The organism is Thiobacillus sp. (assembly GCF_030696885.1).
Classification (GTDB): domain Bacteria; phylum Pseudomonadota; class Gammaproteobacteria; order Burkholderiales; family Thiobacillaceae; genus Thiobacillus.
The window spans coordinates 81,348-102,470 of the sequence record NZ_JAUYRI010000015.1 but is presented as its reverse complement, the minus strand read 5'-3'; the positions used below and the strand labels follow the sequence as shown (position 1 = coordinate 102,470).

Below are 21,123 nucleotides of genomic sequence, written 5' to 3'. Positions count from 1 at the left end.
TGTAATCAGCAGAAGGGCTCATCCGAACCCGGCGGTGGCCGGATCGACGTCAACCTGTGGCGCTCGCGGCTCGCCTCGTCGGCCGCCATACCGCAGATCGCATCGACGCAGCCTGCTTATAGCCGGACGGGTCTGGCGCCCTGAGCCGCCGCGCCTGCCACCCAGGCGCAGTACACGCAAAACGCCAGGGCCAGGTCCTCCATTAACACAGGGCCGTCGGCGGCCAAGCCGCTCTGCAGCCAGCCGCACCCCCCGTGCTACCATCGCGCCCGCCATGCGACTCTCCCAACTCCGACAACGACTACGCGATCTGGGCGCTGCACCCTGCCACGAGGGGCGCGTGCTGCGGGCGTGGGTTCAGGGGCGCTCGCTCGACACCAAGCGACGGCGCGCCGAGGACTTTCTGCCGCTGGCGCTGCGTAATGATGTGCCGGATCTTTTCGACGAATTGCGCGGCCTGGCGCGGGTGCATTCCGAACACGCCGGTGACGATGGCTCGTCCCGCCTGCTGGTGGCGCTGGCGGATGGCCAGACGGTGGAAAGCGTGCTGCTGCCGCGCGACGGCGTGTGCGTGTCGACCCAGGTCGGCTGTGCGGTGGGCTGCGTGTTCTGCATGACCGGCCGCGCCGGCTTGTTGCGCCAGCTCTCCAGCGCGGAGATCGTCGCCCAGGTGGTGCTGGCGCGCAGTCGTCGCCCGGTGAAGAAAGTGGTGTTCATGGGCATGGGCGAGCCGGCCCACAATCTGGACAACGTGCTGGAGGCCATCGAGTTGCTGGGGGTGGAAGGCGGCATCGGCCACAAGAACCTGGTCTTTTCCACCGTCGGCGACCGGCGTGTGTTCGAGCGCCTGCCGCAGTGCACGGTGAAGCCTGCGCTGGCACTCTCGCTGCACACCACGGATCATGAATTGCGTCGGCGCCTGTTGCCGAAGGCGCCCGACATCGCGCCGGCCGAACTGGCCGAGCTGGGCGAGGCCTATGCCCGCCGTACCGGCTACCCGATCCAGTATCAGTGGACGCTGCTCGAAGGCATCAACGACACCGAGGCCGAGCTGGAAGGTATCGCCCGCCTGCTGGCCGGCAAGTACGCGGTGATGAATTTGATTCCCTATAACAGCGTCGAGGGTGTAGACGGCTTCGATTTCCGTCGCCCGAGCTGGGAGCGCGCGGCCGAGATGGCGCGCCGTCTGCATGTGCGCGGCATCCTGACCAAGCTGCGCCACTCCGCGGGACAGGATGTCGAGGGCGGCTGCGGACAGTTGCGGGCGCGGGCGCTGGGCGCGGCGGCCGCTTTCCCACCCACCGGCGCCGCATGGCCGTTGGCTTTATTGAAACTTGACCCGCAAGAACGAGAAACAGCAACGCCATGAATCCGAAGAGCCTTATCCGGAACGAAACCGCTGCCGATGTGAGCGCGATCACCGAGGTGACCGTCGCCGCGTTCGAGACCCTGGAAATCAGCAATCACACGGAGCAGTACATCGTCGCGGCACTACGCGCCGCCGGAGTCTTAACGGTTTCGCTCGTCGCAGAAGTGGAGGGCCGGGTGATCGGGCATATTGCGTTCTCTCCCGTGACGATTTCGGATGGCACCCAGAACTGGTACGGCCTGGGGCCGGTTTCGGTGTTGCCGGCGTACCAGCGGCAAGGCGTGGGCACAGCCCTGATCCGGGAAGGACTGGCGCGGCTGAAAGCCATCAATGCGCAAGGATGTTGTCTGGTGGGGCATCCGGATTACTACCGGAAATTCGGGTTCACCCACCTGCCGGGGCTGGTGCTTGAGGGCGTGCCGCCGGAGGTTTTCTTCGCGCTGTCGTTCGACGGGCACGCTCCGCAGGGCACAGTCACTTTCCACGAAGGATTCCAAGCGGAGAACACGACGGGCCAGCCCCCGGTTTTTCGATAAGCCTTCGTTTCCACTTTCCCTGCGATGCCTATACTGGGAGCCGGTCAGGGCTGGGCGCCTGGGGAAGGAGGATCGAACATGGCCAGATGGATATTCGAACCCGGACATTCCGCCGCGACGTTTGCGGTGCGGCATATGATGGTTTCGCAGATGCGCGGCCAGTTCAAGAACGTGCAAGGCAGCATCGACTTCGACCCCGACAATCCGGCGGGGGGCGCTGCGGTCCAGGCGACGATCGATGCAGCGGAAATCTGGACCGGGGACGACGAACGCGATGCGCACCTGCGCGATGCGGACTTCCTGAATGTGGCGGCATACCCGGACATCGTCTTTCGCAGCACTGGGGTGCGCTGCACGGGCGAAGCCGATTTCCAGGTGACGGGGGATCTTGTCCTCCGGGGTGTGACCCGCCCGGTCGTCCTCGCCACCCGCTATCTGGGCCGCTGGCAATGCCCTTACTGGGACGGCGACCGGGATCTGGGACCGACGCTGCGCATCGGCTTCGTCGCCACCACGACGATCAATCGCCATGACTTCGGCGTGAGCTGGAACGCGCCACTGGACCGCGGCGGATGGGTCGTCGGCGACGAGATTGCGATCACCCTGGACGCCGAGGCCATCCTCGAATCCGATATGCAGCGGATCGCCGGGATGCTGCAAGCCCGGGAAGCCCGGGCAGATGGCTGACTTGTGGGTCAGGAATGGCCATGCTGTTTGGTGGGCGCCACCGGCTCGTCGGACTCGGGTTCCTCCAGCTGGGCCAGCGCGAGGAGGATGTCCCGCATCGGCTCGTTTTCCGGTCCCTGCATGCCTTCTTCTTCGGCGACCGCGATTTCGGCGGCGTCGTACTGCCGGGAGCGCAGCAGCTCGATTTTTTCTTTCCGCGTGAGCGCGGGGTGGTGAAGAATCTCCTGCGGGCTGGCAGTGGCCAGGGCGGGATCGGGCAGCGGCCGGTCTTGCTGCGACGTTGGGTTCTGGATCATTTGACACATCCTTTCAGGTTGGCTGGGCGTGTTGCCTCGCACCTTAAGTGGCAGCCACCCATCTGAAAATGCGACCCGTGTGCCGCGGCGTTTGTTCCGGAATGGCTGGGCCGCTTCGGCTGTTGGCGCAGGCGGCGGCGCGTTATCGGCGCCGCGGACCGTCGGCGTCGAACAAGGGGATCTGGAACTGGCGGCGGTAGCCCGCCGGCGATACGCCGGTGATGCGCTTGAACAGGCGGCGAAAGAAGGCGGGATCCTCGTAGCCGACCCGCCAGCCGATCTCGTCCACCGCCTCGCGCGTGCGCTCCAGCCGACGCTTCGCTTCCGCCACGCGCAGCTGCTGGACATAGGGCAGCGGCGCAAGTCCGGTCGCCTCGGTGAAGCGGCGCTTGAACGTGCGTTCGGCGATGCCCGAGCGGCGCACCATCTCCTCCACCGGGGCCGCGACCGGGTAGTGCTTCTCCAGCCAGTCCTGCGCGGCGAGCACCGCGGCGTCGCCGTGGTCGCGCCGTCCCTCGAACACCACGTAGGGGCCGAGCCCGTCGCGATGCCATTGCAGCGCGAAGAACTTCGCCATGGCCTGCGCGGCGGTGGGACCGACGTGGCGCGCGATCAGGTAGAGCACGAGGTCGTGCCATGACATCGAGGCGCCGGAGGTGACAAGCTCGCTGCGCTCGCCCGCGGCCACCAACGCACGCTCGGGAAACAGGCGGACGTCGGGAAATACCGAATGAAATGCGGATGCATAGGCCCAGTGGACGGTCGCGTCGCGGCCATCGAACAGCCCGGTTTCGGCGAGCAGGAACACGCCCGAGCACGCCGAGCAGAGGTGCGCGCCGCGCGCGTGCGCCCGCGCGAGCCACTCGACCAGCTCGGGGTAGCGGCCCGGCTGCCAGCCGCCGGCAGGCAGCACGACCGACGGCACGATCACGATGTCGGTCTCGGCGACGTCGGCGATCCCGCGATGCGCGTGGGCGGTGAGGCCGCTGGCGAGCCTGACGGGCCCGGCTGCCGCGCCGACGATTTCAACGCGAAACGGCGGCGCGGTCGGGATCGCGGCGTCGAAGCCGGCGAGCAACTCGAATGCGCTCAGCACGTCATAGAGGCCGTGCAGGGTCGAGATCGCTCCCTCGGGGAGGGCGATCAGGCTGACACGAAGCGGCGGCATGGCATCGGGCATGGCTGGCATGTATGAACCGGTATTGTCTCGTTGCGCTCTCAACTCCGCGGGCGGATGTGGGCATTCTGCAGGTGTTCCCGGCGCAGCTGGGCGTTAACCGACTGGAGGCTAGTCCATGAACATCGATCCACGCAAGCTCGAAACCATCCTCAACGTCGCCGTGGGCGATCTGTCCGCCGGCTATGGCGGCGTCATGATCAGCCTCGGCGACAAGCTCGGCCTGTACCGCGCCATGGCGGACGCAGGCCCGCTCAGCTCGGCCGAAGTCGCCCGGCGCAGCGACTGCGCTGAGCGCTACGTGCGCGAATGGCTCAACGCGCAGGCGGCAGGCGGCTACGTCGTCTATCATCCCTCGAGCGAAACCTACGAGCTCACCGCCGAGCAGGCGATGGTCCTTGCCGACGACACGAGTCCGGTATTCATTCCCAGCGCCTGGCAGGTGCCGGCGTCGATGTGGTTCGACGAGCACAAGGCGATCGACGCGTTCAGGAGCGGCAAGGGCATCGCCTGGGGCGCGCACGATGAACGTCTCTACTGCGGCGTCGCAGCGTTCTACCGCAACGCCTACCAGAGCAGCCTCGTCCAGGAATGGCTGCCCGCGCTCGACGGCGTGACCGATAAGCTGCAGCGCGGCGCGCGTGTGGCGGACGTCGGCTGCGGCCACGGCCACTCCACCGTGATCATGGCCCAGGCCTTCCCGGATTCCCGCTTCTGGGGCTTCGACGTGCACGCGGGCTCGATCGAGGCGGCCCGGCGCCACGCCGAGCAGGCCGGCGTCGCCGACCGCGTGAGCTTCGTGCAGGCGAACGCCGCCGACTATCCGTCGCAGCACTACGATCTGATTTGCTTCTTCGACTGCCTGCACGACATGGGGCACCCCGATCGCGCCTTGCGTCACGCCGCCGAGGCACTCGCGTCCGAAGGGACCGTCATGCTGGTCGAGCCCTACGCGCAGGACCGGGTCGAGGACAACATCAATCCGGTCGGCCGCCTGTATTACGCCGCGTCCACCACGCTGTGCTGCGCGCATGCCATCTCCGAGAACGGCACGCACGTGCTTGGCGCGCAGGCCGGCGAGGCGCGACTGGGAGACCTGGCGCGCGCCAGCGGATTCTCGCGATTCCGGCGCGCCGTGCAGACGCCGTTCAACCTGGTTCTTGAGGCGCGCCACTGACCGCGGTGGGCCCAGGCGGTAATTCAAAGAAAGGGGTCAACTTCGAATGATGTGACCGTTCGATTGCAGAAAAAAGCGGGTGCGTTTCGACGGCTTGTCGTCCTACACGCAAATCGGTGCCGGCGGACAGGCTTTCCCTCGTGGCGCGGGCATCCTGACATCCGGCGTCGGCGCTTGCTCATGCGCCAGGCGCTGCGCGTCCTGTGTCCCGTGAGAGTCCCCGTATGAAACTGTCCATGCAGCACCTTCAGCGTTACCAGCAGCTTGCCCGCCTGCTATGGAAGTACGGACGGGCCGATGTCGTGGTGGGCATCGGCATGGAGGATGCCATCGAGGGCGACGAATCGGCGCCGCCGCATCCGGGCGGGGCGTCCCCCGAGGAACTGGCCGACGACCTGGAGGCGATGGGCCCGACCTACATCAAGCTCGGCCAGGTGCTGTCGAGCCGGCCGGATCTGGTTCCCGCCTCTTACATTGCCGCGCTGTCGCGCCTGCATGACGGGGTGAAGCCGTTTCCCTTCGAGGAGGTCGAAGAGATCGTCACGCGCGAGCTGGGCGTGCGGCTGTCGAAGGCGTTTTCAGATTTCGACGAAGTGCCGCTGGCGGCCGCCTCGCTGGGACAGGTGCATGCGGCCACGCTGCGCGACGGCCGGCCGGTGGTGGTCAAGGTCCAGCGCCCCGCGATCGAAAAGCAGATGGCCGAGGACATGGAGGTGCTGGGGGAGATCGCGGAATGGCTGGACGCCCATACCGACTTCGGCCGTCGCCATCGCCTGCAATTGATCATCGAGGAGTTTCGGCTGGTTTTGAAGCAGGAGCTCGACTACGAGCTCGAAGCCAACAACCTGCGGACGATGGCGAACAACCTGGCGGGGTTCAAGCGCCTCTTCGTGCCGCAGCCCATTGCCAGCTATTCCACGCGCCGGGTTCTGACGATGGAGCATGTGCGCGGGCGCAAGCTGACGGCGCTGGGGCCGCTCACCAGCCTGGAGATGCCGGGCGGCGAACTCGCGGAGGAACTGTTCAGCGCCTATCTCAAGCAGGTGCTGGTGGACGGCCTGTTCCATGCCGATCCGCATCCGGGCAATGTGTTCCTCACCGGCGACCATCGCATCGCACTGCTCGACTTTGGCATGGTGGGCACGACGACGCCGGAGATGCAGGAGAACCTGCTGAAGATCCTGATCGCCGTCAGCGAAGGCAAGGGCGAAGACGCCGCTACGGTGGTGATCAGCATGAGCCAGGTGGCCGAGGAATTCGACGAGACAAGCCTGCGACGCCGTATCGGCGAGCTGGTGATCGAGCAGCGGGACGTGGCGCTCGGGCGCATCAACGTGGGCAGGACGCTGCTCGAAGTCAGCGAGTCGGCGGCGCGCGACGGCCTCTATGTGCCGAGCGAACTGACGCTGCTGGGCAAGACCCTGATGCAGTTGGACCAGATCGGTAAGATCCTCGATCCACAGTTCGACCCCAATGCGGCGATCCGCCGTAATGCGACGGAAATCCTCGCCCAGCGGATGCGCAAGCAGGCGAGTCAGGGCAGCATGCTGAACTCGATTATCGAGCTGCGCGACTTCGTGACGGCCTTGCCGTCGCGGCTCAACCGAATCATGGATGGCGTCGCCAATTCGGAGCTGGAGCTGAAAGTGCGCGCTGTCGACGCGGGCCTGGTGATGGAAGGCCTGCAAAAAATTGCCAACCGCATCGCGGCCGGCGTCATCCTCGCGGCGCTGATCATCGGCGCCTCGCTGCTGATGCAGGTGCAGACGTCGTTCACCTTGTGGGGCTACCCGGGCCTCGCTATTCTGTGTTTCCTGGCCGCAGCGGCCGGTGGGTTCTGGCTGGTGATCGGAATTTTCATTCAGGATCACAAGGACCGCAGCAATACCCCGCGTTAGAGCAGGTCGCAGAAGCTCGACTACTGAGGAAAGAGACTGTCATGACTACGAAACTCGACGTCATCGTCATCGGCGCGGGTTCGGCCGGACTGGCTGCTGTGCGGCAGGTCAAAAAGAAAACCGACAACTTCGTCCTGATCAACGACGGCCCCTATGGAACGACCTGCGCCCGGGTGGGCTGCATGCCGTCCAAGGCGCTGATCGAGGCTGCCAATGCATTTCATGCGCGCAAAAAGGCGGAGGCGTTCGGAATTCGTGGCAGCGAGCGCCTGAGCATCGACATCCCGGCGGTCCTACAGCGCGTGCGTGTGCTGCGCGACCGTTTTGTCGGCGGGGTGCTCAAATCGACCGAGGCGCTGGGCGCGCGCAGTATTGCAGGCCGGGCACGCCTGCTCGGCCCCAACGACGTGGCGGTGGGCGATCAAGTGTTGCACGCCCGTAGCATCGTCATTGCCACCGGTTCGAGCCCGGTCGTACCGCAACCGTGGCAGGCGCTCGGCGACCGCCTGCTGACCACCGATACGTTCTTCGAGCAGGAAACGTTACCGGCCCGCATGGCGGTGATCGGCCTGGGCGCCATCGGGATCGAAATGGCTCAGGCCCTTTCGCGCCTCGGGGTAGACGTGCACGCATTTAACAGCAACGACGAACTCGCGGGGATTTCCGACCCGGCCGTGGCCGAAACCGCACGCCAAATCCTGATTGAAGAATTTGCCATCCACGCCGGACACGAAGTCGAGTTGTCCGGCACCGCAAGCGGCGTGCGCGTCCAGGCCGGCCCGGTCGATATCGAAGTCGATCGCGTGCTCGTGGCCATCGGGCGCAAGCCGAATCTGGGAGATCTGGGTCTTGAGACTCTCGGTGTGACGCTCGACACGCGCGGCCTGCCGCCTTTCGATCGCAGCACCATGCAGATCGCCGATCTGCCGGTGTTCATCGCCGGAGACGCCAACGCAGATGCCAGTCTCTTGCACGAGGCGGCCGACGAGGGCTACATCGCAGGCGTCAATGCCGTGGCCGACGCGCCATCCTGCTTTCAGCGCCGCACGCCCCTGGCCATCGTGTTCTCAGACCCCGGCATCGCTGCGATTGGTCAGCGCTACGCCGATGTGGGCACAGCCCCATGTCTGATCGGCAGCGTCGATTTCGCCTCGCAAGGGCGCGCGTTGACGGCACAGCGGAACAAGGGGGTGTTACGTGTCTATGCCGCACGAGATGACGCCCGCATACTCGGTGCTGAAATGTGCGCACCTGCTGCCGAGCACCTGGCCCATCTGCTCGCACTGGCCATTCATCGCAGACTGAGCGTTCATGATCTGCTGGCCATGCCGTTCTACCATCCGGTACTGGAGGAGGGTCTGCGTACCGCCTTGCGTGAGATTTCCCGGCAATCACAGGGTGGCCGTTCCGACCTCAGCGCCTGCGACAGTTACCAGGCCGTGGCACTGGATTGAACAACCGCCGTGGCCGGGCCGGAACCCGAAATCAGAACCAGAACGAAATATCCTTCGCCAGGAATTCGTCGTGCGGCATGTAGTGCGAGCCATCGCACGAAAAGGTCAGACTCACCATGCCGTTGAAAATATTGATCGACGCCATGCGCAGGTAGATGGTCGGATCGGTGAGACGCAAGGCCTGCAGGGTATTGAGGATGCGGCTGATCTCGCCCGGCGCGATCGTGGCATCTGACGGATAGGGGTGCGACGGATAAATCAGGCAGATGTCCGGATCGCTCAGGGTTTCGTGATCGAGGATGCGATAGCGCAAGGGGTCGTCGAGCGTCCAGATCGTGGCCAGGCTGCTCGAAAAATGGATCTGGCACTGGAACACGCCGCGCTCGGTCAGCAGTTCCTCCAGGATCGACAATGCCGCTTCCAGATTGCCGTCCAGCGGACTTTCCACCCGGCTTTGCTGGAACACCGTGCGGCGGATCGCCGGATCACCTTTCACCTGACGCCAGTCACCCGGCTCTTCGTAGAGCGCGGCCGTGACCGGCAGGTCGCGCAGGTCGAAGGCGGCACCGAGGTAACCCACGGCCAGCGAATCCCGGCACACCACCTGAAGCGCGGTGAGCGTGGGGCGGTGTCCGTTCTGTCCGATGTAGGCATTCGAGAGCAGGAAACCCCAGATCGGTACCGCCTCCTGCATGTACGGGCGCTGTGAGCGATCGCCGCCGACATGGCCGGGGACAATCCCGGCGGGACCGACGTTGTTGCAGATCTGGGTGCCGTTCATGCCCACACAGTACAGCGTCGTGCAATGCGGAATGCTGGCGAAGTGGTCCGTCAGCACCGCATCCAGCGCATCGCAATCGCCCCATACCGGTGCGCAACGCTCCGCCAGCTGGCTGAGCGGCTCCCGCAGCAGGTGCGCGAGTTCTCCACGCTGCTGGTGGATGCTGTCTTTCCATGAAGGCTTCATCAGATGTCCATCCTTGCTGAATAAACTCAGCGGTTCAGGTTCGGTGTGTGCCGTGTTTTCGATCTGTGCAGCGGTGTTGCTACTCATTCGATGGTCCTCTCAATAAAAGGGCAGCCCGTCGAAAAGGCCGTTCCCGGGCACGCAACGCATGCCGGGGAGGGCAGACCGCGCATGGCGCAGGCCCGCACTAACACTCTGTTATGAGCACAGGCCATGCCAGCAAAGGTATTCCCTCTGTTTTCATGGGCTTGCGTGGAATTCCGGTGTGTGGCCGCCTGGGGTTTCGTCGCATCTGGACGACACGAAACCGACCCCTGCATGCAAGCCATTGCAGGGTATGAACATTTCCTGTCTTGTAACAGAGACAGGGGGACCGGGTTTCGCGAAGCGGAAGAAAGCAGGGGTGGGCGCGCTCAATCGCACGCCGCTTTTGGCCGATATCATGGCGTTCCCACCCGTTGATGCCACCGATGCGACTCGTCCCCGCCCTGTTACTGATCGCCATTGCGGCCGGCGCCTGGAATTATGTTTCCACGCGCCCGATCAGCCATGCGCAGGGGGCCATCGCGCCGGCGGCGCCGGTTCAGGTCGATCGCGCTGACCTGCCGTCGTTCCGCGTGGGGAATTACGACATCCTTTCTGCCGCGGAATTTTCCCTGGAAGCCCGCGTGCTTGCCACCGAGACCTACCGCCGGGGGCGCGAAGCCGAGCTTTCGCCGATCGACCTCGCGCTCGGCTGGGGGCCGATGTCGGATAACGCGGTGCTGGATCGATTGAAGATCAGCCAGGGCAATCGTTTCTATTTCTACCGCTGGTCGGACCAGCCGCCGATCCCGCCGTCCGACATCGTTGAAAACAGCGCCAACATGCACATGATTCCCGCCACCGACGAAATCAAGCGCCGTCTGGACAAGGTGCGTGTGGGCCAGGTCGTCGCGCTGAGCGGTTATCTGGTGCGCGTGCAGTCGCCGGATGGCTGGCGCTGGAACAGTTCCATGACCCGCCGCGATACGGGCAACGGCGCCTGCGAAGTGGTGTGGGTCAAAGACCTCACCGTTCGCTGAGTCGACGGTTCACGCGCTGCCAACGATCCCCACGCACATTCAACCGATGAAAACCCCGCCACCATGAAAACCTGCCTGATTCTGCTCGCCATGCTGTTCGCCGTGCCGGCTGCTGCCGGTGTATATAAATGGACGGATGCGCAGGGCCGTATCCATTACACCGATTCGCCGCCACCCGCGGCCAGGGCCACGCAGATGAAGCTGCAAACCCATACCGGCCCGGCCGAGGTCAGCCGGACCACCGGGGCGGACAGCGGGGTGACGATCTACACCACCGAGTGGTGCGGGGTGTGCACGCGCGCCAAGGCGTTTTTCCGGAAGAACGGCGTCCCTTTCACCGAATGGGACGTGGAAAAAACGGAGTACGGCGCGATCAAGCACAGGCAGCTGGGTGGGCGCGGCGTGCCGGTGATCACGGTCGGCGCGGAAAAGATGATGGGTTTCGAGTCCGGCCGCTTCATGGAAATGTGGAAAGCCGCCCAGCACGCGAAGTGAATTCCAGCTGCGAGGGCTGCAGAATGCGACGGGGCGATGGCGGTGCACTGAGCACCGCGCACATCTAGTCGTGTGCGTCGTGCCCGGATTCGGCGGACGCGGCCGTGATGCGCTGCGGCACCATGTTGGCGTCCAGCAGGCGTTCGATGCGCGCGAACACTTCGAAGCGCGAGAACGGTTTTTTCATGAAGTCGTCGGCGCCGGTGCGGCTGCCGAAGAACAGTTCGGTCGCCTGTTCGTTGCCGCTGATCATGATGATGGGAATGTGCGAGGTCGCCGGATCCTTGCGCAGGGTGCGCAGGGCGGCGAAGCCGTTGACGCCGGGCAGGATGATGTCAAGGAAAATCAGGTCGGGCGTTTGCTCGCGGGCGATGGCGATGCCGGTTTCGGCATCGAGGGCTTCCAGGGTGATGAAGCCGGACGATTGCAGGATTTTCTTCAGCGCAAAGACGATGGTGGGCGAGTCGTCGATGATCAGCGCACGGGTTTCGTCGCGCGCATTCACCCGCTTGTTGCGCCGCCGCTCTTCCCGGGTCGGCACTGCCGGCGCGGTTTCAACGTCGGTCTGGCTCGCGGCTTTCGCCGAGATGAAAACGGATCGAAATTTGTCCAGTATCCCCACACTGCGCCCCTTGCTTGATTTTTGTTTGGCTTGACCTGCGCCGGGCCTGAGCAACGGGCCGGCGGCGATAAATCCCCTGCAGACGACTATAAAACAATGGCGCGCAAATTGGGCAGGCCGTGTGCGACAGGCGCTCGGTTTCGTTGTAAATTGTGTACCCGATGCAGCCGGGTGCCGCATCGACCCGTTTTCGTTTCCGTTGTCCGCATGGAGAAATCATGTTCAAGACGCTCGTTCCTTCCCTTGTTTGCCTGGCGCTGGCCGCCCCGGCGCTTGCTTCCGATATCACCTACCGCAAGGACATCCGCCCGCTGTGGAATGCCCAGTGCGCAGCGTGCCATGGTGCATCGTCGCCCTACCTCGGCGATTTTCTGGAAAACCAGGACAAGTACACCAAGATGATGAAAGGGCCGCGCATGGACACCTATGCAGACCTGATTATTTTTGTGGGCTGGCCGGACACCGGGGCGATCATGCGCCGGCTCGACGACGGCAAGAACAGCAAGGACGGCAAGCCGGGCAACATGTATCAGTACCTTGGTGCGACGGACGCCGAGCGGCAGAAGAATTTTGAGGTTTTCAAGAAGTGGGTCGGCGAAGACGCCTGGGTTCACAAGCGCTGGGACAAGAAGGGCGACATGCCGGGCGTGACCAAGGAAGAGCTGTCGAAGATGAAGCTGAAATACTGATCCGGTCTCCGGCGGGACGGACGTCCATCCCGCCGGCACTCAGGCGTCGAACACCTCGTATTCGATGGGCTTGAAGCTGTAATTGTTGGACTGCTCGGCGGAGCATGCGGTCAGGCCGACGATCAAATCCATTTGTGCAACGAAATCCACGTAGTCGCCCGCCTTGCTGCGGGGCGGCCGGACCCCGAGCTCGCCGGTTTCGCCATTGACGTCGACATTCATGAACACATTGAAAGTGACCGGGATCTGGTCGGGCGTGATGCCGTAAGGCGCGAGCGCTTCTGCCAGGTTGCCGTGGCAGCCGCGGTGCGGATGGTCGTGGCCGTAGAGAATGCGGAAGGTGTCGGCGGAGCAGGGCGTCAGCAGAAAGTCGTGACGCCGCACGCAGTCCTCGCCGATGCGGAACATCGGACTGCTGCGGTTGGAATACAGCAGGTCATCGGTGGTCAGGAAGAGCCTGGACGCGTAATCGAGGGTGCGCCCCGAGGACAGATACTCCTGCGTGTCGTCGCGATTGAAGGCGATCAGGTCGGCGACCTGCTCGCCTTGGGGATCGATGACCCGCAGCCGCTGGCCGGCACGCAGCAGGAATGCGATGCCGGAGCGGGGGGCGATCTCAGCGCGCATGAAACGGGCACGCCCACCGCTCCTCGACTGCGCGCCCGCTGTACTGTCGGGCTTCCGAGCTGGCGCCGAACGGTTTGAGCATGGGGTTGCGGGAGCCCTCCAGCCGGGTGTCGCGCTCGATGATCGTGTCGCGGATGGTCCCGTATTTGCCGTCGCTGCGCAGGCGCTCGAATTGATCGTGCAGGTTGAACACCAGGGCCGGACGCACGAAGCGCCGCGCTGTGCGGTTCGCGCCCGGATGCAGGCCGACGACATAGTAGCCCCGCCCGCCGACGCTGAAGCTGAAGTCGGCAGATTCGGGGTCTTTGCTCACCCGCGGGTCCCACTCGTGTTGAACGGCATCGGCATCGTGCATGGCCTGCAAATAGTGCCACAGCAGCGCTTCAAACGCCTGCTCCGTGAGCACCCCGGGCTGGCGGAACAGCACGACCACGCTGCGGAACAGTGTCGAATCCTGGTCGTATTCCTGACTGAAGCACTGCAAGGCAGCGACGGTGGCAGCGGCCGGCCCGCAGCCCAAATCGTTTTCGATCTGATAGACGATCTGCCCGCGGTTGAGTGCCGATTTCGCGCCCACGCAGGGGAATGCCTCCGCAGCAATAAACTGCTTGAAGTGATGGATCAGTGCCTCATCCGAATACAACAGGGCAGGTGATCGCGCTGGGCTATGCATGACGGTCTTCCTTCCTTGAACAGTGTCCCAGCGCCCGCTGCGTGGCAGACGGGATCAATGGAGTGGACCTCAAGCGTAGAACGGACCGCGACCGCGCGAAGTCATCCCCGGGCGATGCTGTGTGTAGGACATGACTGAAGCCCGCGTCGGCACAGCGCGAGTACGCATGGGCGCAAGGACGCGTCTGTCTGTCAGACAGAACGAAGTGGGCGCATTGGCACGCAATGGGCCGAACAGGGAGAGGGGGGATGTCGCGCGGGACGGCTCGACCGGCCACGACGATGATGACGAACGATTGCAGCGCGGCTCAGCCGCCGCCGTTCACGCGGCCTGCGGGCTCGCTTCGCGGGTCAGCGCTTCGGTCCAGGCCAGCGATTGCAGCTGGGCAAGGTTGACTTCCTCGGGGCTGGAGTCGATATCGGCGGCGTAGCGGGCGATCTGCTCGAAGTCGTTGCGCTCCGAGGCCTCGGCAAGCTTGAGGAAGGGCGCATAGGGGCCGGAATGATCAACCAGGGCCTGCACGATGGGCTCGGGCATCGGCAGGTAGTCGAGCAGGCGGGCGAGGGAGATTTCCATCAGTGGTTCGGCCAACGAAAACAATCCGGTGATGAAGAGCTCGTCCTGTGCGTCGCGACTCAGGCGCGACTGGCCGAGCAGTTCGCAGATGCGTCCGCGCGTGACCGCGGTGCGCGCCGCCAGCGCGCGGGTGGGGGTGGGGTTGGCAGTGACCAGCAGCAGCGCCAGCCAGCGGTAGAGCGTTTGCAGGCCGGTGAGCGTCAGCGCCTGGCGCACGGTGTGAACCTGCTGCTGCAGGCCGGAGGCAGCGGAATTGACATAGCGCAGCAGACGCAGCGTGAGGGCGGCGTTGCGGCGCAGCAGCTCTTCGATTTCGCCGAGGTCTTCGCAGGTGCGCACCTTGTTCATCAGTTCGAGCACGGCGATCTGGCCGGGCTGGATGGTCTTGCTGGCGAGGTTTTCCGGGCGGGCGAAGTAGTAGCCCTGAAAATACTGAATGCCGCAGCCGCGGCACAGCTCGAACATTTCGCGGCTTTCGACCTTTTCGGCGATGAACTGGCCGCTGAAGCCGAGCCGGATGTGGGCAATGATTTCCACGGTTTTTTCCGGTTGCTGTTCGAGCACGTCGAGCTTGACGAAGTCGACCATCGGCAGCAGCGGCCGGTATTCGTCGAGGCAGACGAAATCGTCGAGCGCGAAGCGGTAGCCCATCTGCCGCAATTCCTGGATGCGGGCGATCAGCACCGGCGTCACCTGCACGGTCTCGAGGATTTCGTAGACCACGTGGTGGGGCGGCAGCAGACAGACGAAGTCGCTCATCAATGTGGCTTCGTCCAGATTGATGAAAGCGAGCTTGCCCTGCAGCAGCCAGTCAGGACCCAGGCACAGGGTGCTGCTGATGACTTCGACGCCGGCCTGCAGCTGGCTGGTGATCTGCGCCGAGACGGACGCCAGCGATTGCCTGAACAGCAGTTCGTAGCCGAACAGATTGTGCTCGGCATCGACGATGGGTTGTCGTGCGAGATAGGTTTCCTTGCCCATCCAGGCTCCTCGAAAAATGTGTCATGTCATTGTCATCGGGAGCATATCAGTTCATTTCCTCCGGGAGACAGGGGGCGGCAGGTTTTGCGGGCGACGGGCAGGTAAAACGGCGGAGTACGGTCCGGGCTGGGCGAAGGCGGTAATCGGATTTATGCTGGGCGGACCCCGTTCACCCCCACAGGCACATGTTCGATCCTTCCATTCAAATCATGCTCTGGCTGCTGGCGGCGCTACTGATCGCGCTCGGCTTCGCCGGACTCATCCTGCCCATGCTGCCCGGCATCCCGCTGGTGTTCGCCGGTCTGGTGCTGCTGGCGTGGGCGGAGAATTTTGTCTACGTCGGCTGGATCACGCTGACGCTGTTGGGGGTGCTGGCTGCGTTGAGCTATGGCGTCGACCTGGCGGCGTCGGCGCTGGGGGCGAAGCGGTTTGGCGCGTCGCCGCGGGCGGTGATTGGCGCGGCACTGGGGGCGCTGGTCGGGATCTTCTTCGGCCTGCCGGGCATCGTGCTGGGGCCCTTCGTTGGCGCGGTGGTGGGCGAGTTCAGCGGCAAAGCCTCGTTGAAGGCGGCGACGCACGCCGGCGTAGGCGCCACGCTGGGCCTGCTGTTCGGCGCCCTGCTGAAAATTGCCCTGGCTTTCACCATGATCGGGGTGTTCGTGGTCGACCGCCTGCTGTAGCCCGCAAGCAAAAAGACCGCTGCCCAATGTCCGCGCTCAGTCGGCCAGGGTGGTGACGCGGTCGCGTCCGCCGGACTTGGATTGATACATGGCTTCGTCGGCGCGCGACAGCACCTCGCCCATGCTCTCGCCGCGCCGGGCGAGAGTCACGCCAAAGCTGGCGGTGATGCCGATCGGGGTTTCCGGGATATGGATGCTGCGGGTGGCTTCGCGCATGCGCTCGGCAAGCGCGGTCGCTTCCTCGATGCCGGTATTCGGCAGCAGCAGCACGAATTCCTCGCCGCCGTAACGGGCCAGGAAGTCGCTGCCGCGGATGCTTGACTCCAGCGTGCGGGCGAAGGCTTTGAGCACGGCGTCGCCGGCCGCGTGCCCATAGGTGTCGTTGACGTGCTTGAAGCGGTCGATGTCGGTGAGGATGACGGACAGTGGCTGGTCGTAGCGGGCCTGGCGGGCAAGCTCCATCTCCAGCCGGTCGTTGAGATGGCGACGGTTGGGCACGCCGGTCAGCGTGTCGGTCAGCATCAGTTCGCGGATATGCGCTTCGCTTTCCAGCAGTCGACCGTAGGCAAGTTCACGGTCGCGCACGAAGTAGTGGAGCATCAGCGCGATGAGGACGAAGCCACAGCCGAGGTTCATCAGGAAGTACAGCGTGTTGAGATCGCTCGGCATCGGACGCGCCATATCGGCGAGGGTGTGGTCGAACAGCGCGGAGACGAGGAGCAGGGCAAGAAAGGCGAACATCCAGCGCGTGGCGGCCTTGAGGTCGATAAAGAACAGCGCGGCCAGCGGCGCAAAAATGGCCCAGATCATCACCACGCTGCCGTTGGCAAATCCGCCCAGGCTCCACATCAGCAGGAAGGGCAGCAACAGGATGAGCAACTGCTGGCTGAAGCAGAAAAAGGCAAAGCGCTTGGTCCTGAAAAAATACAGGGTGCTGCTGAACGAGATGACGGTATAGCTGAGCGGGATGGCGCCGGACAGGGGGTAGCCGCTGTAGATATAGAGGGCACCCCAGAAAATGGCCAGAAAGGCGATGCCGCTGGTGACCAGCGTCAGCACCGCTTTTTTCAGGCGCAGGTCATCATTGTCGTCGGGCGCGACACCGAGAGTCAGCCAGTGCTGGTAGAAGTTTTGCGGCGGAGGCGCGGTCATGCGGTTCTGTTCGGGCCAAAAAGCATCAGGGGTTCCATGATTGCTAACGGCATCCGGGCCGCAAAATAAAATAACACCTGATCACCCTGGGTCTGGGCACATCCAGGGCATGGCTTGCGCGGAATGGGCGTGCCGGGCGGGCAATGGCGCGCTACCGGAATCCGCGATTGTTTCTGTACGGGTTTGGCCTACAAAGAGTAGCTCATGCGCCGGCGCGTACTGCGCCCGGCGCATTCCGGACGACTCGAAAGGACCTTATCATGCGCACCCTGCATATTGAATACCCTGGACCCGACCATGGCTACATGGCCGCCAGCCTGCTTGCGAAAGAGGCAGCGAAGGACAATCAGATGAAGGACCCGACCATCGTGGCCTGGCATCAAAGTCGCGCGCTGGGCGACACGCCCCACTATGAAGGCGCCAACCCGGACACCTGGTGGGAAAAGTACGGCGAAGGCAACGGCGGCAGGCTGGAAGTCAGCGTGGGCGACGACTATCAGTTCATCATGATGGATGCGCGCGGCTACGAAACCGTGGGCGAGTTGCCACTGCGTAACCTGATGGACAGCGAAGGCAATCAATACCTCTGCTACACCCCGATACAGGGCAGGGACTCCACGGTGCCGAGGCCAGACGCCTGTTCACTGCTGGATGGCTGGCTGGCCGACCAGTACTGAAAACGCCGCGCACCGGACCGGGACCGGGCGTTCACCCGACCCGCCGGGACTCAGGCCGCGTTGGCCCAGATGATGCACCACCCCTGGGGGCTGATCGTGCCATCGACGCGCTGGCAGGTGTTCGACTCGGCAACGAAGTGCATGCAGTTGCCGCATTTCTGCTCGCCCTTCGGCTGAGCCCGGTATTGCACGCTGGCTTGCGATGATTTGACCGCCTCCGCCGGAGCAGCGGCAATCTGCCCGGACGGCTGATCGGGCGATGGGCTGGCCGCGGAGAGGGCTTCGGCGTCGGACGGCAGGCTGTCGCTTCCGACCGAGCCCACTTCCTGCGGGGCATCGCAGCCCATCAACGCGGCGGGGAGCAGCAGGCTGCACCCGGCGGCGAGTGCGCCGCGCAGCACGATTCTGCGTGATGGCATGTCGGCCTCCATTTGAGGAAGCGAGGCGGGCGTCGTGCTGTGTGCGAGCGACGGTCGGCGGTTGGTGTGCGTATTGCTGTTCATGATAGAAGTCTCCTGTAACACGCAGCGAGGCGGACCCCCGCCAGATAAAAGCAGCGGGGCGGACCCCCGCCAGATAAAAAAAGCCGGTTCCGATCCGGGCGTTGCCCAGGCCGAAACCGGCAACCCGCCGCCCTCACCAAGGCGGCGCCGGAGGGACGTTCAGCGCGCGGGCGCGCGCTGGGTGCTGGCGTCGGCCTTGCCCGTGGCCTCGAGTTCGGTTGCGGCCTCGGCCGCGCCATTCATGCGCTGGGCCGCACGGTCCGCGCCCCGGACTGCACCATCGCGCCACTGGGCGTTGGTGTTGGCGCTGCCCGAGGTGTTCATGTTGGCATCCGCACTACCACCCGCCTGGGCCTGGCCGGGGGCGCTGACCTGGGCGCCTGCGCCGACGCTGGCGCCGGCACCCACGCCGACACCGGCGGCCAGCGCGGCAGCGGTAAAGCTGGCACTGGTCACGCCGGCCAGAATCGAGGTCAACAGGGGGCTACGGGTCGATTGGATATTCCGCTTCATGGACTGCTCCTTCTCTGCAACAGGTTGAGTGGACGGCTTTTATATCAATGAGCCACCCAGCTCATTGCACAGGCCATGCCAGCCCATGAAATCGTATTTGTTTCAATGATTTGCGTGAATCTGCCGGGTGGGCACCGCATGCATTTCGTCGCTTCAGGACGACAAGAAGCCAGGCCTCGTCGGCAATTGTCTGTAAACAAAGACCTTTTGTTGTCTTATAACGGAGACAGGTGCATCCCGGCAGGCATTGCCGACAGACACGACAAGGATTCCGCCGTGCCGCGGCCGCATCGCGTATGCTCACCGCCCTGCGCCGGACTGCCGGCAGCGCCACATACCTCTCAACAGGAAACCCCCATGAAGAAGTCCGATCTCGACAAGAACGAAGGCCTGAAAATCAACGGCCAGCTAAAGCAAGCCGGTACACCTGACCGTTTTGGCAGCGCCTCCGGCGCGGCGCTGTCGCGCCGCGACCAGCGCAAGCAGGACCAGGCGCAGGGCCTGGTGGCGTTTGCGGTCAAGCTCGACGGCGAACTGGTGAAACAGGTGCAGGCGCGCGCCGCGTCGCGTCAGGTGGGGATCAATGAAACCGTGGCCGAACTGCTAGCCAAAGGATTGGCGGCCTGACGCCTTGCCGTGCGTTAGCGCAGCGGAAAGGTGAGAAACATCGCGGTGGTATGGATCTCGTTCAGGTTGCCGACCTTGGGGAAGTGCGTCAGGTTGACCACGACGCGGTCGAAGCGCAGCGAGAACAACGGGATCGGCGCGATGAAGGGATCGCCCTGGTTGTAGGTGTCGCTGTGAAACGCGGTGATTGCCACCCCTAGATTGAAGCGCTTGTCCCGGTCCAGTGGCCACAGCAGGCCGGCGGCGGCATACACCGCCGTGTTGCGTCCGGAGTCGTAGTAGGCACCGGCGTCGAGGATGGCATCGGCCTTGAGCCAGCTGCCCAGCTGGTAGCGCACCCCGAGACCGGGATTGAATTCGTTGTCCCAGTCGTTTTGCCTGGCCTGGTCGCGGTCCCAATGGTAGGAAAGGCCATAGACATTGACGCCCCAGTTGCCCGCCTCGACCGCGCTCGCGGAAAGCAGGGCGGCGGTCAGCAGCAGGCGGGTCAGGCAGGGGGAAAGCATGGGCGTGCGTGTCATGCGTTCATCTCTTCCGCTCGGGGTTGACACTGAAGCATAGACGGTCGCCCGCGACGCGGGATGGCGGTGCTGGATCGTATCGACTGGGAGAAATCCACCCGGGCGTGCGTGGGGAGGCGGCAAGGAAGCGGCCTGGAAAAACCGCAGGGTGAAAGGCCTCGCACACGAGGCCTTGACGTCTGGAAGAGGCGGGCGCCGGCTTGGCCGCCGACCCCTGGCTTACTTGTCTGCCGGCGGCGGCGTCGCTTCGGTTTCCGGGGGCGCGTCGGTAGGCGCTGTTTTCTTGAGCGCTTTTTCGGCCTTCTTTTTCTTCTTTTCCATCTCGCGCTGTCGCTTTTCGTACTGGTAGTTGGGCTTCAATCCGGGGCTCCTTTAATCGCTGAACCCAAACGATACCCGATCCGGGCAAGTTCTCCGAACCGACTGTGGCGGCGGGGTTACATTCGGATACAAGCGGTTACAACTTCGCCTGCGCCTGACATGCCCGGGTTACAGGGTCGCCGCAGACTGCGTTGCATGCCGTGCCATCGTGGCGCCGGCTGTTTCGATCACGTCTCTGAAGGAGCAAGCAATGAAATCGAATCAAGGTGTTTTTGCAAAACGGATCCTGCTGGCCGGCCTGATTGCCGGCAGCGGCATGCTGGCGGTGTCGGCCTTTGCGATGCCGGAAGGCGCGGCTCCGGCCAAGCCGGGCTGCGAAGCCCGCCAGGGCCATGCAGACCGGAAAGCGCAGCGTGCCGAGCGCATGGGCGCGCTGAAGGAAAAACTGCAACTGGCGCCCACGCAGGAAACCGCGTGGAATGCCTTTGTTGGCGCGGGCCAGTCCGGCATGAAGCGCGCGGGCGGCGACCGCAAGGCGATGCACGCCGAGTTCGCCAGCCTGAGCACACCCGAGCGCCTGGACCGGATGCAGGCGATGTCGGACATGCGCCGCGCCAAAATGGCCGAGCGGGCCGAGGCGATCAAGGCCTTCTACACCCAACTGACGCCGGTGCAGCAGAAGGTGTTTGATGCCGAGGTGATGTCCAAGCGCCAGCACGGCCATCACGGTCATCGCCGCCAGGCCTGACTGAAGATCGGTCGCTGATCGGGCGGGGACGGGAAACCGTCCCCGTTTTTTTGTGGCAGGATGGCGCCAGGCCCGTCGTGGGCCGGATGTTCA

General features: G+C 64.3%; 25 protein-coding genes. 13 read left to right on the top strand and 12 right to left on the bottom strand.

Annotated elements, in window-relative coordinates:
- Positions 1-274 precede the first annotated feature (274 nt).
- The 3 genes from Q8R61_RS07680 (at position 275) to Q8R61_RS07670 (ending at position 2,592) form a co-directional block, all read left to right on the top strand.
- On the top strand, positions 275-1,369 hold the full coding sequence (locus Q8R61_RS07680; protein WP_305535889.1) for an RNA methyltransferase: 1,095 nt from the start codon (positions 275-277) through the stop codon (positions 1,367-1,369).
- On the top strand, positions 1,366-1,905 hold the full coding sequence (locus Q8R61_RS07675; protein ID WP_305535887.1) for a GNAT family N-acetyltransferase: 540 nt from the start codon (positions 1,366-1,368) through the stop codon (positions 1,903-1,905). Before Q8R61_RS07680 ends, Q8R61_RS07675 begins: the two co-directional genes overlap by 4 nt.
- 78 nt (positions 1,906-1,983) lie before the next feature.
- Entirely contained in the window at positions 1,984-2,592 is a 609-nt protein-coding gene (locus Q8R61_RS07670; RefSeq protein WP_305535885.1) for a YceI family protein, read from the top strand.
- Between the two features lie 8 nt (positions 2,593-2,600).
- Here the strand turns inward: Q8R61_RS07670 and Q8R61_RS07665 are convergent, their stop codons facing one another.
- Complete coding sequence (locus Q8R61_RS07665) at positions 2,601-2,888, bottom strand: hypothetical protein (protein ID WP_305535883.1); 288 nt, start codon at positions 2,886-2,888, stop codon at positions 2,601-2,603.
- Between the two features lie 142 nt (positions 2,889-3,030).
- Positions 3,031-4,068: a GlxA family transcriptional regulator gene (locus Q8R61_RS07660; protein ID WP_305535881.1), complete on the bottom strand. Its 1,038-nt coding sequence runs from the start codon at positions 4,066-4,068 to the stop codon at positions 3,031-3,033.
- Positions 4,069-4,183: 115 nt separating this feature from the next.
- Here Q8R61_RS07660 and Q8R61_RS07655 point away from each other — a divergent pair, with 115 nt between their 5' ends.
- From Q8R61_RS07655 to Q8R61_RS07645, 3 genes are all read left to right on the top strand, one after another.
- The gene (locus tag Q8R61_RS07655; RefSeq protein WP_305535879.1) at positions 4,184-5,242 is read left to right on the top strand and encodes a class I SAM-dependent methyltransferase; all 1,059 of its coding nucleotides are present in this window, start codon (positions 4,184-4,186) and stop codon (positions 5,240-5,242) included.
- Positions 5,243-5,478: 236 nt separating this feature from the next.
- Positions 5,479-7,140, top strand: coding sequence for an AarF/ABC1/UbiB kinase family protein (locus Q8R61_RS07650; protein WP_305535877.1), 1,662 nt, complete (start codon positions 5,479-5,481; stop codon positions 7,138-7,140).
- Between the two features lie 41 nt (positions 7,141-7,181).
- Positions 7,182-8,594, top strand: a complete 1,413-nt coding sequence (locus Q8R61_RS07645) for a dihydrolipoyl dehydrogenase (protein ID WP_305535875.1) — start codon at positions 7,182-7,184, stop codon at positions 8,592-8,594.
- Positions 8,595-8,625: 31 nt separating this feature from the next.
- Here the strand turns inward: Q8R61_RS07645 and Q8R61_RS07640 are convergent, their stop codons facing one another.
- Positions 8,626-9,648, bottom strand: a complete 1,023-nt coding sequence (locus Q8R61_RS07640) for a hypothetical protein (RefSeq protein ID WP_305535873.1) — start codon at positions 9,646-9,648, stop codon at positions 8,626-8,628.
- Between the two features lie 383 nt (positions 9,649-10,031).
- Here Q8R61_RS07640 and Q8R61_RS07635 point away from each other — a divergent pair, with 383 nt between their 5' ends.
- Positions 10,032-10,625, top strand: coding sequence for a hypothetical protein (locus Q8R61_RS07635; RefSeq protein ID WP_305535871.1), 594 nt, complete (start codon positions 10,032-10,034; stop codon positions 10,623-10,625).
- A 63-nt stretch (positions 10,626-10,688) separates the two neighbouring features.
- Positions 10,689-11,120, top strand: coding sequence for a glutaredoxin family protein (locus Q8R61_RS07630; protein ID WP_305535869.1), 432 nt, complete (start codon positions 10,689-10,691; stop codon positions 11,118-11,120).
- A 64-nt stretch (positions 11,121-11,184) separates the two neighbouring features.
- On the opposite strand, the gene Q8R61_RS07625 is transcribed toward Q8R61_RS07630, so the two are convergent.
- A complete protein-coding gene (locus Q8R61_RS07625) occupies positions 11,185-11,742 on the bottom strand; it encodes a PleD family two-component system response regulator (protein ID WP_305535867.1) in 558 nt (185 codons plus the stop codon).
- A 218-nt stretch (positions 11,743-11,960) separates the two neighbouring features.
- Between Q8R61_RS07625 and Q8R61_RS07620 the strand changes: the two genes are divergently transcribed.
- Complete coding sequence (locus Q8R61_RS07620; protein WP_305535865.1) at positions 11,961-12,431, top strand: cytochrome C; 471 nt, start codon at positions 11,961-11,963, stop codon at positions 12,429-12,431.
- 39 nt (positions 12,432-12,470) lie between these two features.
- Here the strand turns inward: Q8R61_RS07620 and Q8R61_RS07615 are convergent, their stop codons facing one another.
- The 3 genes from Q8R61_RS07615 to Q8R61_RS07605 all read right to left on the bottom strand — a co-directional run bounded on the left by Q8R61_RS07615 (position 12,471) and on the right by Q8R61_RS07605 (position 15,288).
- A complete protein-coding gene (locus Q8R61_RS07615) occupies positions 12,471-13,058 on the bottom strand; it encodes an urea carboxylase-associated family protein (RefSeq protein ID WP_305535863.1) in 588 nt (195 codons plus the stop codon).
- Positions 13,048-13,701: a guanitoxin biosynthesis heme-dependent pre-guanitoxin N-hydroxylase GntA gene (gene gntA / locus Q8R61_RS07610; RefSeq protein WP_305535861.1), complete on the bottom strand. Its 654-nt coding sequence runs from the start codon at positions 13,699-13,701 to the stop codon at positions 13,048-13,050. The genes Q8R61_RS07615 and gntA overlap by 11 nt, the downstream gene beginning before the upstream one ends.
- 351 nt (positions 13,702-14,052) lie before the next feature.
- Complete coding sequence (locus Q8R61_RS07605; protein ID WP_305535859.1) at positions 14,053-15,288, bottom strand: EAL and HDOD domain-containing protein; 1,236 nt, start codon at positions 15,286-15,288, stop codon at positions 14,053-14,055.
- A 185-nt stretch (positions 15,289-15,473) separates the two neighbouring features.
- Here Q8R61_RS07605 and Q8R61_RS07600 point away from each other — a divergent pair, with 185 nt between their 5' ends.
- Complete coding sequence (locus tag Q8R61_RS07600) at positions 15,474-15,968, top strand: DUF456 domain-containing protein (RefSeq protein WP_305535857.1); 495 nt, start codon at positions 15,474-15,476, stop codon at positions 15,966-15,968.
- Between the two features lie 36 nt (positions 15,969-16,004).
- On the opposite strand, the gene Q8R61_RS07595 is transcribed toward Q8R61_RS07600, so the two are convergent.
- On the bottom strand, positions 16,005-17,120 hold the full coding sequence (locus Q8R61_RS07595; RefSeq protein ID WP_305535855.1) for a GGDEF domain-containing protein: 1,116 nt from the start codon (positions 17,118-17,120) through the stop codon (positions 16,005-16,007).
- Positions 17,121-17,380: 260 nt separating this feature from the next.
- Here Q8R61_RS07595 and Q8R61_RS07590 point away from each other — a divergent pair, with 260 nt between their 5' ends.
- Complete coding sequence (locus Q8R61_RS07590; protein WP_305535853.1) at positions 17,381-17,797, top strand: AF1514 family protein; 417 nt, start codon at positions 17,381-17,383, stop codon at positions 17,795-17,797.
- 50 nt (positions 17,798-17,847) lie between these two features.
- Here the strand turns inward: Q8R61_RS07590 and Q8R61_RS07585 are convergent, their stop codons facing one another.
- On the bottom strand, positions 17,848-18,300 hold the full coding sequence (locus Q8R61_RS07585) for a high-potential iron-sulfur protein (protein ID WP_305535851.1): 453 nt from the start codon (positions 18,298-18,300) through the stop codon (positions 17,848-17,850).
- A 159-nt stretch (positions 18,301-18,459) separates the two neighbouring features.
- Positions 18,460-18,813 carry a hypothetical protein gene (locus tag Q8R61_RS07580; protein ID WP_305535850.1) on the bottom strand — a complete coding sequence of 118 codons (354 nt, stop codon included), beginning with the start codon at positions 18,811-18,813 and terminating at the stop codon, positions 18,460-18,462.
- A gap of 357 nt (positions 18,814-19,170) precedes the next feature.
- On the opposite strand from Q8R61_RS07580, the gene Q8R61_RS07575 reads away from it, so the two are divergent.
- Entirely contained in the window at positions 19,171-19,440 is a 270-nt protein-coding gene (locus Q8R61_RS07575; protein ID WP_305535848.1) for a hypothetical protein, read from the top strand.
- A 14-nt stretch (positions 19,441-19,454) separates the two neighbouring features.
- Here Q8R61_RS07575 and Q8R61_RS07570 read toward each other — a convergent pair whose 3' ends face one another.
- Both Q8R61_RS07570 and Q8R61_RS07565 read right to left on the bottom strand, forming a co-directional pair.
- Entirely contained in the window at positions 19,455-19,961 is a 507-nt protein-coding gene (locus Q8R61_RS07570; protein WP_305535847.1) for a hypothetical protein, read from the bottom strand.
- 219 nt (positions 19,962-20,180) lie between these two features.
- Positions 20,181-20,321: a hypothetical protein gene (locus Q8R61_RS07565; protein WP_305535846.1), complete on the bottom strand. Its 141-nt coding sequence runs from the start codon at positions 20,319-20,321 to the stop codon at positions 20,181-20,183.
- Between the two features lie 211 nt (positions 20,322-20,532).
- Between Q8R61_RS07565 and Q8R61_RS07560 the strand changes: the two genes are divergently transcribed.
- Complete coding sequence (locus tag Q8R61_RS07560; RefSeq protein ID WP_305535845.1) at positions 20,533-21,030, top strand: Spy/CpxP family protein refolding chaperone; 498 nt, start codon at positions 20,533-20,535, stop codon at positions 21,028-21,030.
- Positions 21,031-21,123 lie beyond the last annotated feature (93 nt).

Bases quoted from the DNA above. Each gene is read 5' to 3' on its own strand.
- Q8R61_RS07680 (WP_305535889.1), top strand. From the start codon at position 275: ATGCGACTCTCCCAACTCCGACAACGACTACGCGATCTGGGCGCTGCA.
- Q8R61_RS07675 (WP_305535887.1), top strand. From the start codon at position 1,366: ATGAATCCGAAGAGCCTTATCCGGAACGAAACCGCTGCCGATGTGAGC.
- Q8R61_RS07670 (WP_305535885.1), top strand. From the start codon at position 1,984: ATGGCCAGATGGATATTCGAACCCGGACATTCCGCCGCGACGTTTGCG.
- Q8R61_RS07665 (WP_305535883.1), bottom strand. From the start codon at position 2,888: ATGATCCAGAACCCAACGTCGCAGCAAGACCGGCCGCTGCCCGATCCC.
- Q8R61_RS07660 (WP_305535881.1), bottom strand. From the start codon at position 4,068: ATGCCCGATGCCATGCCGCCGCTTCGTGTCAGCCTGATCGCCCTCCCC.
- Q8R61_RS07655 (WP_305535879.1), top strand. From the start codon at position 4,184: ATGAACATCGATCCACGCAAGCTCGAAACCATCCTCAACGTCGCCGTG.
- Q8R61_RS07650 (WP_305535877.1), top strand. From the start codon at position 5,479: ATGCAGCACCTTCAGCGTTACCAGCAGCTTGCCCGCCTGCTATGGAAG.
- Q8R61_RS07645 (WP_305535875.1), top strand. From the start codon at position 7,182: ATGACTACGAAACTCGACGTCATCGTCATCGGCGCGGGTTCGGCCGGA.
- Q8R61_RS07640 (WP_305535873.1), bottom strand. From the start codon at position 9,648: ATGAGTAGCAACACCGCTGCACAGATCGAAAACACGGCACACACCGAA.
- Q8R61_RS07635 (WP_305535871.1), top strand. From the start codon at position 10,032: ATGCGACTCGTCCCCGCCCTGTTACTGATCGCCATTGCGGCCGGCGCC.
- Q8R61_RS07630 (WP_305535869.1), top strand. From the start codon at position 10,689: ATGAAAACCTGCCTGATTCTGCTCGCCATGCTGTTCGCCGTGCCGGCT.
- Q8R61_RS07620 (WP_305535865.1), top strand. From the start codon at position 11,961: ATGTTCAAGACGCTCGTTCCTTCCCTTGTTTGCCTGGCGCTGGCCGCC.
- Q8R61_RS07615 (WP_305535863.1), bottom strand. From the start codon at position 13,058: ATGCGCGCTGAGATCGCCCCCCGCTCCGGCATCGCATTCCTGCTGCGT.
- Q8R61_RS07605 (WP_305535859.1), bottom strand. From the start codon at position 15,288: ATGGGCAAGGAAACCTATCTCGCACGACAACCCATCGTCGATGCCGAG.
- Q8R61_RS07600 (WP_305535857.1), top strand. From the start codon at position 15,474: ATGTTCGATCCTTCCATTCAAATCATGCTCTGGCTGCTGGCGGCGCTA.
- Q8R61_RS07595 (WP_305535855.1), bottom strand. From the start codon at position 17,120: ATGACCGCGCCTCCGCCGCAAAACTTCTACCAGCACTGGCTGACTCTC.
- Q8R61_RS07590 (WP_305535853.1), top strand. From the start codon at position 17,381: ATGCGCACCCTGCATATTGAATACCCTGGACCCGACCATGGCTACATG.
- Q8R61_RS07585 (WP_305535851.1), bottom strand. From the start codon at position 18,300: ATGAACAGCAATACGCACACCAACCGCCGACCGTCGCTCGCACACAGC.
- Q8R61_RS07580 (WP_305535850.1), bottom strand. From the start codon at position 18,813: ATGAAGCGGAATATCCAATCGACCCGTAGCCCCCTGTTGACCTCGATT.
- Q8R61_RS07575 (WP_305535848.1), top strand. From the start codon at position 19,171: ATGAAGAAGTCCGATCTCGACAAGAACGAAGGCCTGAAAATCAACGGC.
- Q8R61_RS07570 (WP_305535847.1), bottom strand. From the start codon at position 19,961: ATGACACGCACGCCCATGCTTTCCCCCTGCCTGACCCGCCTGCTGCTG.
- Q8R61_RS07560 (WP_305535845.1), top strand. From the start codon at position 20,533: ATGAAATCGAATCAAGGTGTTTTTGCAAAACGGATCCTGCTGGCCGGC.